The organism is Saccharopolyspora pogona, from assembly GCF_014697215.1.
Classification (GTDB): domain Bacteria; phylum Actinomycetota; class Actinomycetes; order Mycobacteriales; family Pseudonocardiaceae; genus Saccharopolyspora; species Saccharopolyspora hattusasensis.
This window is the reverse complement of the sequence record NZ_CP031142.1, coordinates 8832724-8850140: the sequence shown is the minus strand read 5'-3', so window position 1 is coordinate 8850140 and position 17417 is coordinate 8832724. Positions and strand designations below refer to the sequence as shown.

Genomic DNA, 17417 nt, shown 5'->3' with positions numbered 1-17417 from the left:
GCATTCGCCGACAGGTTCTCAGAGGTCGTAGGGGTCGTACGACCGCTTCGGTTTCGTCGTTCGTCCACTTCGGACTTCCTTGCCGCGGGCGGGTTTCGCCGCGCGTCGCCGGTCGGGCCGGTCGTGGACGACCAGCTCCACGCCGTCGGCCAGTTCGAGCACCCCGCCCGGGGCCAGGCCGAGCGGTTCGCCGGACGGCCCGGTCAACACCGGTCCGCCTGCTGCCCGCTGCACCTGGTAGCGGTCCCCGCCGGAACCCGCGGTGATGCGCGTGTCGGCGGCGCTTTCGCCGCGGTGGACGCCGAAGCGGAACTCCGCCCCGTTCTGGTGCACCTTGACCGAGTTGCCGGTGGGCTGCCCGTAGCGGCGCAGCTCGACCCGGATCCCGCGGACGTCGCGCTCCGCGTTGCGGCGCCGCCTCCGCAGCAGGACCGCGCCGACTGCCGCGGTGGCCGCGGCGAAGATCAGTGTCCAAAGCCACCAATAGGTGTCGATCGGCCCCGGCGGTGCCACGACTTCGCGCTCGAACACCGGATCGCGCAGCACCGCACCGGTGGTCTCGTCCACCAGCCGGATGCGTCCCTGGTTCGACCCCAGCGCGGTCGCCGGGTCGAAGGTGAGGGTGAAGCCCAACCGCTGCGAGCCCGCCGCCGGCGGCACCACCAGCTTCTCCGGCGAGGCCGTCACCAGCGCTCCCTGGCTGAGATCGGTCAGCTCGATCCGGATGGTCCTGGGCTGACCGGTCGCGTTGTTGACGTCGATGCTGCCGTTCAGCGAGGTTCCGGCGACGACTTCGGCTTCCGCGTCATCGAGGTTCAGCACGCTCTGCACTCCTCCCGCTCCCGACGAGATCCGGGTGGGCAAGATCTGGTGGTCACCGCTCACGCCGACCCCGGTGATGCCGCCGACGAAGTCCAGCCGCCCCGTCGCGGTCTCGGGCACGACGATCCGGCCCTGGTACTCGCCGTCGCCGTCCTCGTCCGACAGCTCGACCGGCGGGAGCGGGGCGAACCCGTCCCCGCGCAGTTCCGCGGTCAACGTCAGGCCCTTCAGCTGCTCCGGGTCCTTGATCGCCGTCCTGGCGCCGCGCACCCGCATGAAGAACTGCACCGCAGAACCCGGGGCCGGGGTCTGCGGCGCGATGTACGGGAGCGCGCGAACCGCCCCCTGGAAGACCGTCATGGCGCCGACTTCTTGCGGCGGCACTCCCGGCTGTGACTCCAGCAGCACGGTCCAGCGGCCCGGTGCCGGGTTGAGGATCCGCATCGCCTCGGCCTCGGTGTCCTGGCCGCCCAACTCGAAGTGGGAGCCGCCGAAGTCGCCGTTGGCGGGCACCTTCTCGCCGTTCGGGTCGAGGTAGCTGACCAGGATCCGCGGGTCGCGCTTGAACACCAGGATCGTGCCCTCGCTGGCGATGGCCGGGACCTCCACGGGCAGCTCGACCGTCCCGCCGGGGGGCAGCCGGTCGGGCACGGGCTCCCCGACGCTCGTGCAGCGGGCCGAGCTGGACGCCCGGCCGATGGCCCCCCACAGGTCGGCGGACTCCTTGATCACCGTCGCTCTCGGCGGGGCGGTGTGCAGCCCGCAGCGGTCTTGCGCGGCGCCGGTGGCGAACTCGTCGAGCTGCTTCTGGCCGGCCTGCCCGAATCCCAGCGGCCAGACGCTGACGCCGGCGTGGTTGAGCTCGTCCAGCACGCCGGAGAGCCGGAACCGCGCGGTGGCGTTGCGCTCATCGGCGGTCTTGCCGTATTCGGGGCTGTCGCGCACGTCCAGCACGCCGTCGGTCAACAAGAAGACGATCTTGGGCTGCCCCTCGGTGCCCGGCTGGCTGAGGTAACTCAGCGCCTGGCGCAGGCCCTGGACGTGGTCCGTGCCGTCGCCCTCGGCCGGGGTGCGCCGGTGGATGCCGCCGACGCAGTCGCCGAGGAACTGCCGGCTCTGCGGCGAATCCGGTTTCGTCGGCGGGCAGACCGGGTCGACCGCCGACCGGCCGGGCGCGTTCGCGCTGCCGAAACCCAGCACCGACACGGTGGAATCCCGGGCCGGCTCGCCCTGGACGATCACCCGCGCCGCGTCGCGTTCGGCGGCTACGTCCTGCTCGGTCAGGCTCCCGGACTGGTCGACCAGCAGCACGATCTGCACCGGCTGCAGCGCGGGCGGCGCGTCCTGCGCCGACGCCGGTGGCGGCGCGGCCAGCGGCAGCCCGCCGGCCAGCAGCAGCGCTGCGGCCCTGGCGACCCACCGCCCGGTTGCCGATCGTAATTCACGCATCCCTTCCCCCGAAGCGTCGACGCACCGCACCCCACCACCGGGAAAGCGGCTCGTACCAGATGTTCTGGTGCCCGACGTCGCCGTAGAGCGTCCATAACGCCCAGCGCGCCGGGTGGCCGTCCGCGTGGTGCTGCTCGTGTTCCTCGCGCAGCGCCCGGAAAAGCGCGACGTCGCGCGGGTGGCGGCGCAGGTTCTTCTCGAAGCCGTCCAGCACCCGGGCGGCCACCACGTCGAGCGCGTCCCACCGGGCGGCCACCACCGACGAGGCTCCGGCCAGGAACGCGGCGCGGACGAAGCCGGTGCGCTCGTCGCGGCCGATGCGTTCGGCCATCCCGGATTCGCACGCGCCCAGCATCAGCGTGCCGGTGCCGCGCAGGTTCATCTCCCGGAACTCGCGTGCGCTCAGGTGCCCGGATTTCCCCTTCGGCGCGAGGAAGAGGATCGATTCCGGGGCGGAAGCCGGCTGGAACTCACCGTGCCCGTCGACGCGGAGCAGGCGGAACTGCCCGGACGCCAACTCCTCGCGCAGGGCCGCGGGGGTAGCCGCAGCCCGGCTCAGCACCTTGCGGCCGGTCACCTCCGTGGCAGCCTCGAGCGCCTCCTCGTCGGCGGCGCCGGGGGCCTCCGGTGCCGCGGCGGCCGGTTGCACCAGCAACATCTGCTGCCCCGACGTTCCCCGCTGCCCGCGGGCGCGTCGGCGCAGCGGTCGCCTGATGGACAGGCACGGGAGATCGGACAGCGCGTACTTGCCGCCGAGCAGCTCGCCCGACGGCCCCGGGCAGGGCAGCAGCGCGAATGGGATCTCCGCGAGGTCGCCCCCGGCGACCACTGCAATCCGCTCGATGTGCCCGGGCAGCTTCCAGAGCCGACCGATCCCCAGCCTGCGCACGACCGCGTGCAGCTTCTGGTCGAAGTGGCACGCCGCGGAGGTCCTGGGCTTCCGCAGCCGCCCTTCGAGCCGGTCGCCGTTGCGCCAGCAGTCCTTCAGTTCGCCGATCGCCTCCGCGAGGTCGATCTTGGTGCTGCCAGGTGCGCCGCGCACCGATGCGTGCCGCACGTGCACCCCGAACGGCCGCTTGCGCCAGACGAACGCGTGGTGGACCCCGTCCGGGGTGGCGTGCAGCATCCAGATCAGCTGCTTGCGCGGAAGACCGCGCGCGGCCTGGCGAATCCACCGCCGCGCACCGGCGAGATCGCCGAGGCCGGGCAGGTCGCGCACCAGAGGCTGCTCGTCGGACAGGATCCGCGGCAGGATCGCGGAACCCCTGGCGGCTTCCATCGCGACGACGGCGGCGACCGCCGCGTGCTGCTCACCGCGCTCGATCTCCCGGGCCGCCGCCTCGATCCGCTTGTCGAACTCCGTGGGATTCGCCAGCAGCATCCGGATGCGGTTCTCGTCGTCGTCCTGCCGCGACGCCAAGTGCTCCTCGAGCCGGTGCGCTTCGGCCCAGGCTTCCGCCGCCTTCGCCAGGCCGCCGGCGCTGCCACTGAGCTCGCGGAGCTGGTCGTGGGCGTCGCCGAGGCGTCGCAGCGCGGCGATCCGGTTGACTACCGGCGAATCTTCGGTCGCCGTGCTCGCCTGCAAGTGGCGGACCGCCTGCGCGGCGGTGGCCGGATCATGTTCCAGCTTGGCGATCGCCAGGGCGATCTCGCCCGCGGCGAGGTGCCATTCGGCGACGTGCCGGCCGGTGGCCTCAGGTGGGGCTTGCTCGGCGAGCAAGAGCCGTTCCGCTTCGTCGACCCGCTGCTTGGCCAGGACGCGTCGCTCGGTCTCGTCGGATTGTCCGGGCTCGGCGAGCCGCATTGCGGCTTCGGCGTAGGCGCGGGCTGCCTGCAGCAGATGCCCACCCATGCCCACCACGCTGAAGCTTTCGGCGCTGGGATCGAGCCGCCCTGCGGCGAGGCGGTTCTCCTCCGGTTGCGGGGATTGCTCTGCCGCCGCGTAGAGCTCCGGCAGCAGCTCGTCGGCCTGGGTCGAGTGCAACAGGCGCAGCAGGCGGATCTTCGCGAAGAGGAACTGGAACCGGATGGCCGGATCCAGCTTCCCGGCCAGCGCCGGTGCCAGCTCGGCGAGGGCCTTCTCGTACCACCCGTCCATCCGCAGCTCTTCCGCCCGGACCATGCTGGCCTGCGGCGAATCGTCATCGCCGCGCACCGGCTCCGACGCGTCGCCGCGTTGCCGTTCGACCGCCCTGATATCGAGATCCACTTTGGACGCCGCGACTTCGTCGCCCAGCTCGGTGAACACCACGCGCACCTCACGGAGGTGACGCAGAGCTCGACCGGTATCCCCGCGCCGAGCGGCAGCGATGCCCCGGAGCCGGTCCAGGTGGGCTTCGTCCTCGCGCCGCATGTGCCGCCCGGCGGCGATCCGAGCGATCTCGTCGAGTTCGGCGTCGATCCGGGAGTTGTCCCCCATCGCCAGGCGCGTCTCGGCGCGCAGCAGCCGCAGCCGGAGGTTTTCCCCGTCGCTGCCGAGGTATTCCTCGCAACGAGCCAACGCGGTCGTGCTGTCGTCGAGGGCCCGGAGCCGGCTCACGTGCTCCACGGCGAGCGCGGCGGCCAGCGCCGGATTGCCGGAGGCGAGCCGGACCGACTGCCGGTACAACCGGTCCATCGCTCGCACGTCCTCCCGTTCGAACGCTTCCCAGGCCGCGGCGAGCGCCACGGCCAGCGGCGACCCCGCGTCCACCGCGAACTCCGCTGGTCCGGTCATGAGCCGCATTCCTCGTCCCGCGTCGGCGGATTCACGCCGTAATTCACGCCGTCGCTCGGCTGGCACTGCTGCACGAGCACGACCTGGTTGCTGGGGCTGACGGGCAGGGGAACCCCGAACGGCCAGGATCCCCAGTCACCGCCGTCCGGCCCGCCACCGAACGGCCGACCGAACACGATGTCCTGGCCGGGGGCGGCGAGGGCGCCGACGGTGCCCGTGTCGAGCAGCGACCAGACCTGCCCTTCCGCGGAGACCGGGCTGGCACCCGGACCGAGGGCCACCACCGGTTGCGCGATCCTGACGCGCACCTGAGCGTTGCGCTCGATCGGCCGCGGCAGGTGCGTCGACCGATCGGCCAGGACGTAGACAGCGGCGGTGGCGGGCACCTGGCGGAGCAGTTCGCCGTACGTCGTGGTGAACGGCTCCGAGATCTCCTGCAGCCTGGACATCTCGATGCCTGGCAGCTGCCCGGGCCGCTCGACCCTGAGGTAGGACTCGCCGGGCACCACCTCCGCGGCGAAGCCCGCCCGGTTCGGCGCCTGACCGAATGTTTTCCCGACCCAGCCATCGGCGAAGCGGTAGCCGGTCCCATTCGCTTCGGGGTAGCTGTAGAGGAAGCCGGGCGCGTTCTCCAACCCGTGCGCCGGGTCCTGCCGATCCCGCTTGACCAGATCCCGGAACCGGCCGAGCAGACCGAGGTTCACGACGATGTCGGTCTGCCGCACCCCGCTGGCCTCCGGGCGCAGCGCGGCCACCGTCCCGAACGGCTGCCCCTGGGCATCGACACCGGCGGAGATGCCGTGCTCGCCGGAACGTATCCCCGTCTCGACCAGGCGTCCGTCCTCGCCCCGGAACCGCGCCTCGCCGAACGGGATCTCCCTGCGTGGCGCGCCTTCGGTCACCACCGACGCACCGTCCGGGCCGCGCCGGACACCCCTGGTCAGGCCCTCCGGCGACCCAGCGTCGCCGAGCTGCCTGATCTGGGCCGTTCCGGTGGACTGGTCGACGCTGGTGGCGGCGGGGTCGACCGGCTTGGCCCGCCGCATCCCTGGCGGGAGCGGGTTTTCGGCGGGTGCACCGCCATGCCGCGCCAAGGGATCGCCGAGCGTGACACCACCGTACACATAGGACAGTCCGCAGTCGGAGAACGCGGGCGAGGGAACGGTGAGCACGGACTCCGCCCGTCCGGGCGGGGACGCGGAGACCGGGCGCGCGCGCTCACGCAGGTCGCTGTTGCGCTCGTGCCAGTCCGCGAACCGCAGGTCGGACCTGATCTCGCCGGCCGGCAGCTGCGGCAGGGAATGCCCGCTCCCGGCGAGCCATTCAAGGGCCCCGGACCAGCGCATCAGCTCCTCGAGGCGCCAGAACTCGGGTTCGTAATCGGCGACGTCCGCGTAGTGGCGATCCCACCAGGCCGATGCGCGGCCCATGCTGTAGGTGGCTTCGAGCTCCTGCCCGCCGGGCCCCTGCGAGCGCACGAACAGCCGGGTCGCCTGGGCGCCGATGTCGACGCCGTCCGGTCGGTAGTCGAACGCGCCGTCGGCCTGGCCCAGCCACAGCCGCGCCGATTCCGCGGGCGGCGACCGCTCCCCCGCCGGCGGGCAAAGCCCGGGCGGGGTGGGGGCTTGCGGGTTCGGCACGAACCCGGGAACCCTTCCGCCGGAAGGAACCCCCGTGCCCACTCCGGCCACCCAGTCCTTCATCACCAGGTCGGTGTAGAAGGCGGTCATGCCGACCTCGGTGCCGGCAATTCCCCCTTCGTAGCGGGCTTCGTTGACCACCGGAAGCCCGTCCAGCAGGTTGTACAGCGCCCACAACTGGGTCCGGTCCGCGGGCAGGCCCCGGGCGCGCAGCGCATCGGCGGGCGGGTCGCCGCTGAACAGGTGCCCCTCGATGAGGGCGGTGAGCTCGGCATCCCAGTTCCAGCCTGCGACGCGGCCGACGAGCTCGGGTGCCAGGTCTGGTATGGCGGCACGGATCTCGTCCGGGCTCGAAATCGGCTTGGGGTCCAAGGAGAATCCCGGCCCCGGTTCGCCCTGCTGGCGGTAGCCGCGCTGGAGCACGGAAACGTCCTCCGGCCGGACGTCGCCATCGGGAAGATCCGGCCAGTTCCACCCGGCCGCCCAGACCTGCCCGTTGCGCAGCTCCAGCCGCGAGAGGTGATTGGTGTCCGCGAGGAACCCTTCCAGGTCCGCTCGCTGGTCGAGCCGCGCCTCGCGGTAGCCGTTGGCCGCGCGGAACTCCGCAGTAGGAGTCCCCGGCTGGGCGTACAGCTCGACCTTCTGGTTCTCCGGGCGCATCCGGTACCGGTGCACCTGCACGTCGACCGGATCGGAGCCCGCATCGACGCGGTGCTGGTCGAGGAGCCGACCGAGGGTGCGGGACGGGTGCGGGTCGTTCTCCGGCACCAGCAGGTGCAGCGTGCGGCCGTCGAACAGCGACCGGCCGGGACCTACGGGCTGCTCGACGAGCCCGTCGAACAACGGGTCCCGCAGCGGCGTCGTGTCGTGCAGGGCATCTACGATGCGGTCCTGGTCCATGCCCAGCGACGACGCCAGCGCGAGCCTGGCCCAGTCGCGGATCTGCTCCTCGGCTTCGGCCGGGTCGAGCCCGGCCAGCCAGGACGCGGCCTTGGAGTACGAGACGAGGTGGGCGTCCTCCTTGCCCGGCTCCCCGGAGCCCGGCCAGGAGCAGGCGTCGGCCACCAGCAGCGTGAGCACGATCAGCCACCCGGTGACGGCCGGGCGCCACCGTCGGCGGGTCGGGTCGGTCATGGCTGCCTTCCGATGATCTGCGATCCGTATCTGCGAGGGCTTGCGATCGTGCACTGACGGACGAGGGATTCCGCCTGCACCTCCGCGGGTTCTCAGACTGTGCCCACCCCGTCGGGGCTCTTGGCGAGGACAGCGCCTCCGCCGCCTACCCGTCGTGAGCGACTATTCCGGCAAGAACCGGCATCACCACTCACGACCCCACGGCCGCCCGCATTCCCGTGGGAAGATCACCGAAATGGCGATAGATGTGCGCGAGATTCGGGTCCTGTTCTTCGACGTGCTCGGGACCGTGGGTGACGAAGCAGGTTCGGCAGCGGACGAGTTCGAACAGGCGATACACGACGCGAACGGTCAGAGCGGACACGGCAAGCCGCTGGCCGCAACGTGGTTGGACGAGTCTACCCGGCGGCTGAACTCGATTCTCGCAGGTGAGTCGTGGGCGCTAAATCCGGCACGATGACCACCGCTCGGGGGCACGTCCGCCGCGCTCGAAGGCGCCGCCCGTTCCGCTCGTCCGTCAGGGGTTGTCGTCAGAACCACCGAGCATGGCGACGCTCCTTCCGATCGGTCCGGCACGGTCCTCGGGTGGGGCCGGGATCGGCCTTCCGGGGCCGGACGACCGGATGGCGAGCCGTCGCGGTGCGGCGGACATCCGGCGAGCGCGGAGGCGGCGCATGAGCGTCATCACCTGGGACGGTCACCTGCGGATCGACCACCTCCCGGACCGCGGCACGGTCGCCGTCACGCTGCTGACCGCGGAGCCGACCCTGGAGGTGCAGTTGCGCAACGGTCTCGTCGCCGGATTCGTGGCCGCCGATCCGGAGGGGCCGCCGACGTTCGTCTCGGTAGCGCTGCGCGACAACGGGATTCCGGACGACGTGGCGGAATTGCTGGGGCCGCGCGTGGCGGCGGCCGTCGCCGACGCGATCGCCGCGGGCGGTCCCGGGGGTTGGCTCGAACTCGACCTCGGCGAGGTCGACGGCCTCGCCGAGGCCTGGGCACCGTACCGGGCGGTGGCGCTGGACCCGGCGATCCCCGCACCCCGGGGCACGCTGGGCGCCTGGGCGGGCGAGCTGTGGACGCGGCTGGACCTGGCGGGCTGGGCCGATGCCCTGCGGGGCCCGGAACTGCGGTTCAGATCTGGGGAATCCGGTCAGCGGGAAGCGGATCCGCCCGCAGCGCAGGAAATCTGGCGGTTGCCCGACGAGCTCGCCGCCGCGGTCGGGGTGGCACCCGAGGTGACGTGGACGATTCGACCGCTGGCTGGGGGTGCGGTCGAAATCGGCCTGGCCGTTCGGCCCGCCGGAGGTGCGGCGAACGCCGTGCTCCAGGCGGGCCTGGACGACGGCTCGCAGCACTGGGAAACGTTCGAGCCGGATCCATCCGGTGTCTTGCGCGCGCGGCTGGTCGCCTCCGGCGATCCGGTCGGCGTGCGGTTCCGCTCCGAGAGCCGGAGGTCGGCATGAGTTCACGCGACGAACTGGCGGCGGCCGCGGACGAGCTGTTCGGCAGCATCTACGCGGACGACCTGCACGCGCTGGTCCACAAGCTCGGATCGCTGGGGGCGCTGCGGGACGCCGTCGTCGACCGGGCGGGGAAAGTGGTTGCCAAGCTGGCGAAATCCGGTTCGGCGGTCAAGCCGGACGAGTGCGGCGTGCTCGTCGCGGCGTGCCTGACGTGGGGTCGCTGGCATTCCGGTGTGCAGCGCAACACCGGCAACGCCGCGGCGAAATTCGGTCGCTACCGCCGGTTTCCCGGTCTCCCGCTCGACGTCCTGGTCCGGGTCGGCCGGGTCGACTCCGACGATGACGACCGCACCATCGCCCTGCTGGCCCGCACCGTGCGCATCCGGCGACTGGTGACCGGGGCCCGCCCGGTCGGCGAGCCGGAGTTGCTGCTCAACGTGGTGGTACCGGCGATCGTCGAAGCGCTCGTGGAAATCCCCGGGCAGCCGGCGGTTTCCGACGCCGACGGGGCGGACGTCGTCCTCGACGTGCTGGAGCGCGGCGCCCGGCTCACGGCCGAGTACCGGGTGGCCGGGCTGCCCACCCCGAGCGCGGCCAATTCGCTCCCGGTCACCGGCAACGCCGACTTCCTGGTCCGGCTCGCCGCCTACCGCGTCGCCATCGCGGCGCGCCGTGGCCTGGTCGGGGGCGATCCGCTCGACGAGCTGGCGAAGTCCGTGCCCGAGCTCGCGGGCATCCTGAACAGGGCGATGACGCGCCCGGCGGGTTCCTGGATGCGGCGCGGGCCGGACGAATCCGATGTGGCGGTGGCGATCGACCAGTTCGCGGTCCACCTCGGGAGCGCCGCGCCCGGGGGCAGCGCGGCGGGCAAGCGCGTCAACGCCGTGCACCGCGTGCTGAACCACCGTCTCCACCTCGACGAACGCCCGGACCAGTTGCCGGTCGACGACCTCGACCAGAAGCCGTCGTCCGGCGCCCCGGACCACGGCGAGTGGCTCTCCGACGTCGAGCAGCTGGCCGGCTGGTTCGTCGCGAAGCTCTTCGCGGACGCGGAATCCGCCGCGCGGAACCCGCTGCTGACATGGCTGCGCAGCAAGCCGGGCGAATACCCGAAGACCAAGGACCTGCCGGTGCTGGTGCGCAGGCTGCGGGTCGCCACCGATCGGCTCGGCCGCCTGGCGCAGGCCGACGAGCTCGCGACCGCCCGCCCACCTCGGCCGGCGGGAATCACCCAGGGCCAGTTCGAGGACCTGATCGCGGAGCTGGCCGCGGCCGCCGACCCGTCCGCCGTCGAGGGGTGCACCCTGGTCGGCGTCCACCACTTCAGCCTGAATGCGCTGAGTCCACTGTGGTCAGGTCGGGCACCCGCCGTCAAAGCCCTCACCCGCTACCTGGTGGCGGAACTGACGCCCGCGGCCAGGAAGGACAGCACCGACGGCGCGGCCAAGGTCCTCGTCAAGGCCAAGCTCATCGCCCGGCACGGGACGCGGGCACCGATGCAGTTCGTGGAGCGATCCGCGAGGCCCCTGCGCGAACCGTGCTGCCCGGAAGTGGACCGGTCGGCCCAGGCCACGCCCCGGGAACCCGTTGCGGCGGACGAAATCTGCCCGCACCGGCAGTGGGGCGAGACCGGTCTGGTGGACAACTACCGGTCGCTGGGCGACGCCGCAGGCATCGCGCCGGACGCGGCACGCCGGCAGCTGGAGCGGTACAAGGGCCCCTGGCCCGAGCTGCTGCACCAGTAATCCATTGCCAGGCAACAGCTTTTAGGGACTGTTTCCAGACTCATTCTACGAAGCGGTGCTGGTAGCGGCCCCCCTGCGGGAATACAGACGCCGTCTGGACTGCGGGATCCCCGATTTACGTATGTCCAGCTCTGAATTCAGCGGAGCGTGTCGAGGCGGCGGCGTAGGCCGGCCAACAGCCCGTAGTGGCTGTAGCTGGCCTCGCTGCCGTCGGTGACCCGCCGCACCCAGTCCTCGGCCACCGCCAGCAACCGCCCGGACCGCTCGATCTCGTCTGGGCCCGCCACCCCGGCCTCGACGGCCGCGAGCAGCGCGGGCACGGCGAGCAAGCAGAAGTGTGCCGCCGGTTCGGTCGGCCGGGCCAGCAGCTCGGCGGTCTCCCGGTCGTCGAGCGCCTGGCAGATCCAGCCGTGCCCGCACTCCGCCCAGTGGGCGGCCTGCGCGCGCCGCCCGGCTTCGGCGGCAAGCCTGCTCAACGTCGTCGTCGCCCGGGTCGCCACCTGCAACGACTGGCGCAGCGGCAGGAAGCTCTGCGTCCGCTTCCAGTACAGCTCGCGGGCGGGGATGACGGTGCCGGCGAAGAGCTCGACGGCGGCGAGCAGGTCGGACTCGTCGTCCGGGTGGGAGGCCAGGTACGACGCGTAGTTGTGCAGGTGGTGCCCGACGGCCAGCCGCGAGTCCGGGTCGGCCGGCCAGTCCGGGCTGATCTGCAGGATGCGCCGGTAGGCGTCCCAGGTACGGCGCAGCCAGTCGTCCAGTTCCGCGGGCGACGGCAACCTGGCCTCCGGATCGGCGGCGTTGGTCCGCCGCACGATGTTGATCTCGACGTTGGCCGACGAGACCGCCTCGGCGGCGGCGCCCCGGTCCACGATGCCTTCCTCGGCAAGCTCGATGCACCGCTCGACCTGCGCCAGCAGCTCCTCGACCGGCTCGGCCAGGTCGTTGCGGCGATCGTGGCGCAGCGTGTGCACGGTCATGTCGGCCGCGCGGCACCGCGCGAGAACCGTCAACGGATCGCCGGGCCCCAGGCACTCCGTCGCGAGCGTCGCCACCTCCCCAAGCAGCGGCACGATCGCGACCCTGGTCTGCTCGCGCCCCTCGGCGTCGAACTGCACCTGCCGCAGCACGGTCAGCAGACCGATCAACACCGCCCGCCGCGCGAGCAACGGAAGCCCGGCCAGCTCGGACGCTTTCGGGATGCGCGGCAGCACTTCCGTTGGGGACGAGTCCTGGTCGAGCAGGTGCGCCACCTGCTCGACGTAGCGGTCGACCTGTTCGGTGGGCGGCACGAGCGCCTCCACGGCGAGCTGGCCGGGGCGCCGCTCGCTGAGCCAGAGGTGGCTGGAACTCCGCTGGGTTCCGATGGCCATCAGCTCGCGCAGGAACCGGTCCACCACCTCGCCCGGCACGTCCGATCCCAGCAGCCGGACCGTGTGGTCGGCCAGTTGGAGATCGCGGGGCCGCGACGAGGTGCCCGCGCCGCCGTCGGCGTGCGGCCCGCCCACTTCGCAACGCGTCAGCGGCAGTTCGGCGGACGCACCGGCGAGCGGCAGGTACCAGTCGACGAGCAGCTCGCGCTGGATGGTGCGGGCCCGGATCGCCGCGGCGACCAGGGCGGGTTGCGTCCGGAAGGCTTCGAGGACCAGCGCGGCCCACGCGGCGAGGCGCGACCGGACCGGCAGCTCCGACCCGTCGGCCGCGACGAGCAGCCCCATCGCGGACTCGACGGCATTGACGACCGGGACCAGCAGCCGGTTCGTCGCGGTCAGCACGACCGCCGCCTTCGTGTCGGGCCCGAACCGGTTGAGCGTGGCGTTCGGGATCTCGTTCGGCAGGGATCCGCCCGGGCCGGTGACCGCGATGCGGTCGACGATTGCCCACGTGCCGGGGTCCGCGACCGGCGCTTTGGCCCGGCCGCGGGTCCGCAGCGGTGCCCCGCGCGCGATCTCCGACAAGGTGATCTTGTTGTAGTCGGAGACCCAGGTCTGCGGGCCGAACGGGCTGCGCTCCCACGGCACGCCGAACAGCGGCGCGAGCTTCCGCGCGAGTCTCGCCGGGACTATCTCGGACCTTGCCTCCGGGATATCCGGCACCTCGGCGGGCAGCAGGCCCATTCACCCTCCTCGACTCATTCGGCGTGCACATCTCATTCGGCGTGCACATCTCATTCGGCGTGCACATCGTCTGTCCGCGATTTTATCGAAAAAAAACGTGACGAGCATTTTTGTGTTCTCGTAAAATTTCGTGTCATGACGACAGTGCTTCCAGGCCTTCGCCCAACCGGCGACCGGTCGCAGCAGGCGGTCGGCGTACCCGAGCTGCTCGACGTGATCTGGCACGAGACGCGCGCGAACCGCGCGGCGATCCACCGGGCCCTGCCTGACACCCGCTGCGACCTGCGGATCAGCGCTTCCGACCGGAACCGGCAGCTGATCGACACGGTCCTGATCGACGGCGACTGCGCCTGCCGCGACTTCCTCGTCGACATGCTCGTGGAGTGCCACCGGTACCTGGCCCACCGGGCGGGCGAACTCGGGAACCCGCTGGGCGCCGCGCGCGTGCACGTGCGCAAGAAGGCGGTGCACGACTGGATCCGGCGGCGGCGGACCGACGTCGGCGCGCAAGCCCGGGTCGACCGCATCCGGAAGTCCGCGATGGCCCTCGGCCTACCCGACGAGTTCCACCGCGCCCTGCTGGAGTACCTCGCGGACGAGGCGGGCGTGATGGCCCCGCTGGACAGCCAGGAAGCACTGCTGCGCCGGCTCGCCACCCGCTGCGCCGCGGAGTTCGGCGGCGCAGCGGAGCATTACCGCGCACGAGTCGCGGCCGGCGTCGCTCTCGTCGAGCGGCACTGCCGCTCCGGCACCCGCGTCAACGCGGGCACCCCGGCGGAACCGGAGAAGGTGACCTGGTGGGAGCGCTACATCGAGCGGCCGATGGGCCGCAGGCCGCGTCGCACCGACAAGCCGATCGCCACCCCGGAGTGCGGCGACGCGGCGAACCTGCCCGCGCACGACCCCGGGCAAGTCGCCGACGATTCCACGGAATTCGACGCGCGGGTCGTCGCCGTCCTCGTCGCCGCCCTCCGGCGCCAACCCGTCGCCCCGGACGCGGCCCTCCGCGCCGGGCTCGCCGACCTGGTCGCGCAGGGCCTGATCCCGCAGTGGTGCGCCGTCGAGCTGTGCGCGGACTGCAACCGCTTCGCCGTGGCAGCGAAGGAGTTGTCCGCGCTGGCCTGACGCTTCGCCGCTTCCGTGAACGCACTCGGACAGCGTCGGCCGGTCCCGGCGCTGCACACGGAAAAGGGGCGAAGATGCACCGACACGACCGAAGCCACGACGAGCGGGGGCCCGGGAGGCGGAACGTGGCGGTCGCCCTGACGTTCACCGGGAACATCGGCACGATCTCCGCGTTGCTCAGCGCCGCCGCGAACACGCCGCTGCTGGTGCAGGTGTTACCGGTGCTGGTGTTCGCGGTGATCGCGGGATTCCTCGCGTGCGGGGCGGGACGCGCGCGCAACCGCTGCCACGGCTGCCACCCGCGCCGCCGCGATGAGCTGCCCGACGAATGACCGACCGGGAAACGTTGCCCGGCAACACGTTTCGGGCCAGGTCGGCCGCAACAGCCGACCTGGCCCTACGTTCCCGGGGCGGCGCCCGGATCGTCCCGACGCAGGATCACGATCCCCCGGTCCAGGTCGACGGTGCTGCTCGGTGGGGCTCCCTGGGCCTCTTCGTCCCGCATCATCGACATCGAGTCACGGTGGTCCAGCTCCATCCGCTTCGTGCCGTAGAGGAAGGCCGTGACCTCGTCGACGTAGGCCGCGGACAACGGTGTTCCGGAGCGCTTCCGCCGATGCTTCTGCAGCAGTTCGTAACCGCCCACCACCAGCACCAGCAGCACGCCACCAGGAATGCTCCACAGCAGCGCCGCTTCCACCCAGTCCATACCGCGCAAACGATCCGACGCCCGGTCAGGTTCCCGTCAACTGCCGGCGAGGTGGCGGGCCAGTTCGATGTTGAACGCCGCCTCGGTCGGGGTGCGGCGACCGTGCCCGCAGGCCGCTGCGACTCCGACGACCCGTTGTCCGAGCGCGGTTTCGGCGAGCGACAGCGCTTTCGCCGACAACTCGGGTTGCCGCTCGTCGACGCAGCCGGCGATCACGTCGATGCCGCGCGCGAGCCCGTGGAGCGGGGCGTAAGCGGCGGGATCCACCAGCGGTGGTTGATCACCGTGGGCCATCGGGATGTGGACGGTCGGCATCCGGCGGCCGTAGGTGCGCAGGCGTGCAGCCAAGGCGTTGGCCGCCAGCACCGCCGGAGCGAGATCTTCCGGGCCGAACAGGGAAACGTGCCCCAGGTCGCCGTGGCAGAGGTGCAGCGTCCACCGCGCGCTGCGCGGTGCCGAGACGATCACCCGCGCGAGCTGGTGCGCCAGCAGGTGCGCGATCGCCGACCGCGCCGGCCGGGGCGCGCGGTACAGCAGGTAGAGAACCGCCGGGGATTCCAGCTGGAGCACCACTTCGTCCGGCCCGTAGCGGTGCGCGATCTCGGCCACCTCGGTGCAGATCATCCGCTCGAACACCGGGAAGTGCCGCAACATCCGCGCCGGGTCGCCCAGCGTGAACGTCGCGAGGTCCAGCGGCGACGGCACGCTGGCCTGCACCGGCGGAAGCGTCGCGGGCCCGCCCAGCTCGCGCCAGGCGGCGACCGCCCGGTAGACCTCCTCCGGCCGGCCCAGCGAGACGTCCTCGATCGTGAGCCGATGTCCCTGGCGCACCCGGTAGACCGGCATGTCGGCGTAGTCGGCGCACTCGCCGTCCCGCACCACCTCGAACGCGGGCACCTGCGCCCGGGAGCGCAGGTAGTTGACGATCCAGGACGGATCGTCGTCGCACGGCACCGCGCTCAACCGGGCGCCGCCGGAGCGATCGAGCACCCACCGCATCCTGGTTCGCTGATCGGCGGCGAGGTCTCCGGGCAGCGAGCCCACCAGGTGCACGAGGCGCGACGTGGCGGTCCCCTGGCCGACCGCGGTACGGGCCGCGGGTACCGACGATCCGAGATCGAGTTGCGAAGTCATCAGGGATCTCCGTTCGTTCTGCGCGGCGACCGGCCGGCTCGGGATGTTGATTGATCGGGCCGTTGCGGATTTGACGTGCCATCCGGTTCGGCACCGGGCCCGGAGATCGACGAGGAAACGCCTGCGGAGTCGCCGGGCTGGACGATTTCGATGATCGCATCGCCGCAGACCGGATGTCCGCCGCCGCCCGGGGGAACGGGAGGCAAACCATCCGGTCCGGTGACGCACGTTCAGCACCGGGGCGCGCGCCGAAGTGGATCAAGCCCTAGAACGAGAGAATCTCGATACCCGTTGGAGATCTCGGCCCGGTCGGAAGCCGGCTCCGCCGGACCTGATTACCGGCCCATCAACCTCTACAGTGGACGGCAGATCCGGTACGGACCCCTCCCGGACCGAAGGGCGGCTGGCCATGGGATTGATCAAGGCGGTCGGGCTGGTGCTGCACCCCGGGCGGCACCGCCCCGACGTGATCGAAACGGTCGTGGACTGGGCGCGGGCCAGGGGCATCGAGGTGCTCGGCGCGCCGCAGGAGATCGCCGCCTACACCCAGCCGATCACCGCACTCGCGCCCGCGCAGCTGGCCCGCCGGGCCAACCTCCTCGTCAGCCTCGGCGGCGACGGCACCATGCTGCGGGCGCTACGGCTCGGCTGCGAGCACCAGACCCCGGTCCTCGGCGTGAACCTCGGGCGGCTGGGATTCCTGGCCGAGATCGACGTTCCCGAGCTGGACCGGGCGCTGTGCGCCATCGACGAGGACGGCTTCACCGTCGAGACGCGCTCCGGGCTGCACATCACCACCGCCGACCACGAGGTGGTCGCGTTCAACGACATCGTCCTGGTGCGGGTGCCCGGCCAGGGCATGGCCGAGGTCGAGGTGCAGGTCGAGGGGCACCCGTTCGTCAGCTACGCGGCGGACGCCGTCGTCGTCGCGACCCCCACCGGGTCCACCGCCTACAGCTTCTCCGCGGGCGGGCCGATCATCTCCCCCAGGGTCGAAGGGCTGCTGGTCACGCCGGTGGCACCGCACTCGGTCTTCAACCGCGCGATCTTCCTGTCCCACGGGGAGCGGCTCGCGCTGCGGATCCTGCCCACGAGCAGCGAGCTCGGCGTGGAGGTCGACGGGCAGCTCGTCGCGCACCGATCGGGCGGGACCGTCCTCGACATCACGGTCGAGCCGGCCGCCGCCCGGGTCGTGCGGCTCGGCCGGACCACCTTCTACCAACGCGTCCAGCGCAAGCTCCACCTCACCGGATCCGCCGCTGGAGTCGGCGGCGAATCCGGCGGCGCGTAGCGGGATCGCCGCCCGCTCGCACCGCCCCTGCGGCGAATCCGGGTGCTGGTGCGGCAGGCCCGCACCCGGAGC

12 protein-coding genes are annotated in these 17417 nt (G+C 71.9%); 6 read left to right on the top strand and 6 right to left on the bottom strand.

Annotation, left to right across the window (positions count from 1 at the left end):
• Nucleotides 1–18: 18 nt before the first annotated feature.
• From DL519_RS41785 to DL519_RS41775, 3 genes are read right to left on the bottom strand one after another with little or no spacing between them, the layout of a single operon-like run.
• Nucleotides 19–2271 (bottom strand): vWA domain-containing protein, encoded by a 2253-nt coding sequence (locus DL519_RS41785; protein WP_190823207.1) that lies wholly within the window; start codon nt 2269–2271, stop codon nt 19–21.
• Entirely contained in the window at nt 2264–4987 is a 2724-nt protein-coding gene (locus DL519_RS41780) for a CHAT domain-containing protein (protein ID WP_190823205.1), read from the bottom strand. Before DL519_RS41780 ends, DL519_RS41785 begins: the two co-directional genes overlap by 8 nt.
• Nucleotides 4984–7761, bottom strand: coding sequence for a hypothetical protein (locus DL519_RS41775; protein WP_190823203.1), 2778 nt, complete (start codon nt 7759–7761; stop codon nt 4984–4986). The genes DL519_RS41780 and DL519_RS41775 overlap by 4 nt, the downstream gene beginning before the upstream one ends.
• 235 nt (nt 7762–7996) lie before the next feature.
• Here DL519_RS41775 and DL519_RS41770 point away from each other — a divergent pair, with 235 nt between their 5' ends.
• The 3 genes from DL519_RS41770 to DL519_RS41760 all read left to right on the top strand — a co-directional run bounded on the left by DL519_RS41770 (nt 7997) and on the right by DL519_RS41760 (nt 10972).
• Nucleotides 7997–8221 (top strand): hypothetical protein, encoded by a 225-nt coding sequence (locus DL519_RS41770; protein ID WP_190823201.1) that lies wholly within the window; start codon nt 7997–7999, stop codon nt 8219–8221.
• 214 nt (nt 8222–8435) lie between these two features.
• The gene (locus tag DL519_RS41765; protein WP_190823193.1) at nt 8436–9227 is read left to right on the top strand and encodes a hypothetical protein; all 792 of its coding nucleotides are present in this window, start codon (nt 8436–8438) and stop codon (nt 9225–9227) included.
• A complete protein-coding gene (locus DL519_RS41760; RefSeq protein ID WP_190823191.1) occupies nt 9224–10972 on the top strand; it encodes a hypothetical protein in 1749 nt (582 codons plus the stop codon). The genes DL519_RS41765 and DL519_RS41760 overlap by 4 nt, the downstream gene beginning before the upstream one ends.
• A gap of 137 nt (nt 10973–11109) precedes the next feature.
• On the opposite strand, the gene DL519_RS41755 is transcribed toward DL519_RS41760, so the two are convergent.
• Nucleotides 11110–13086 (bottom strand): hypothetical protein, encoded by a 1977-nt coding sequence (locus tag DL519_RS41755; protein WP_190823189.1) that lies wholly within the window; start codon nt 13084–13086, stop codon nt 11110–11112.
• Between the two features lie 135 nt (nt 13087–13221).
• Here DL519_RS41755 and DL519_RS41750 point away from each other — a divergent pair, with 135 nt between their 5' ends.
• Both DL519_RS41750 and DL519_RS41745 read left to right on the top strand, forming a co-directional pair.
• Nucleotides 13222–14211: a hypothetical protein gene (locus DL519_RS41750; protein ID WP_190823187.1), complete on the top strand. Its 990-nt coding sequence runs from the start codon at nt 13222–13224 to the stop codon at nt 14209–14211.
• A 125-nt stretch (nt 14212–14336) separates the two neighbouring features.
• On the top strand, nt 14337–14543 hold the full coding sequence (locus tag DL519_RS41745) for a hypothetical protein (protein WP_190823185.1): 207 nt from the start codon (nt 14337–14339) through the stop codon (nt 14541–14543).
• Between the two features lie 65 nt (nt 14544–14608).
• Here DL519_RS41745 and DL519_RS41740 read toward each other — a convergent pair whose 3' ends face one another.
• Nucleotides 14609–14920: a DUF6191 domain-containing protein gene (locus DL519_RS41740; protein WP_190823182.1), complete on the bottom strand. Its 312-nt coding sequence runs from the start codon at nt 14918–14920 to the stop codon at nt 14609–14611.
• Between the two features lie 36 nt (nt 14921–14956).
• The gene (locus tag DL519_RS41735) at nt 14957–16054 is read right to left on the bottom strand and encodes a hypothetical protein (protein WP_190823180.1); all 1098 of its coding nucleotides are present in this window, start codon (nt 16052–16054) and stop codon (nt 14957–14959) included.
• A gap of 409 nt (nt 16055–16463) precedes the next feature.
• Between DL519_RS41735 and DL519_RS41730 the strand changes: the two genes are divergently transcribed.
• Nucleotides 16464–17345 carry an NAD(+)/NADH kinase gene (locus DL519_RS41730; protein WP_223840105.1) on the top strand — a complete coding sequence of 294 codons (882 nt, stop codon included), beginning with the start codon at nt 16464–16466 and terminating at the stop codon, nt 17343–17345.
• The last annotated feature ends 72 nt before the right edge of the window (nt 17346–17417 follow it).

Coding starts and splice junctions, on each gene's coding strand:
- DL519_RS41785 (WP_190823207.1), bottom strand. CDS start 2,271: ATGCGTGAATTACGATCGGCAACCGGGCGGTGGGTCGCCAGGGCCGCA.
- DL519_RS41780 (WP_190823205.1), bottom strand. CDS start 4,987: ATGACCGGACCAGCGGAGTTCGCGGTGGACGCGGGGTCGCCGCTGGCC.
- DL519_RS41775 (WP_190823203.1), bottom strand. CDS start 7,761: ATGACCGACCCGACCCGCCGACGGTGGCGCCCGGCCGTCACCGGGTGG.
- DL519_RS41770 (WP_190823201.1), top strand. CDS start 7,997: ATGGCGATAGATGTGCGCGAGATTCGGGTCCTGTTCTTCGACGTGCTC.
- DL519_RS41765 (WP_190823193.1), top strand. CDS start 8,436: ATGAGCGTCATCACCTGGGACGGTCACCTGCGGATCGACCACCTCCCG.
- DL519_RS41760 (WP_190823191.1), top strand. CDS start 9,224: ATGAGTTCACGCGACGAACTGGCGGCGGCCGCGGACGAGCTGTTCGGC.
- DL519_RS41755 (WP_190823189.1), bottom strand. CDS start 13,086: ATGGGCCTGCTGCCCGCCGAGGTGCCGGATATCCCGGAGGCAAGGTCC.
- DL519_RS41750 (WP_190823187.1), top strand. CDS start 13,222: ATGACGACAGTGCTTCCAGGCCTTCGCCCAACCGGCGACCGGTCGCAG.
- DL519_RS41740 (WP_190823182.1), bottom strand. CDS start 14,920: ATGGACTGGGTGGAAGCGGCGCTGCTGTGGAGCATTCCTGGTGGCGTG.
- DL519_RS41735 (WP_190823180.1), bottom strand. CDS start 16,054: ATGACTTCGCAACTCGATCTCGGATCGTCGGTACCCGCGGCCCGTACC.
- DL519_RS41730 (WP_223840105.1), top strand. CDS start 16,464: ATGGGATTGATCAAGGCGGTCGGGCTGGTGCTGCACCCCGGGCGGCAC.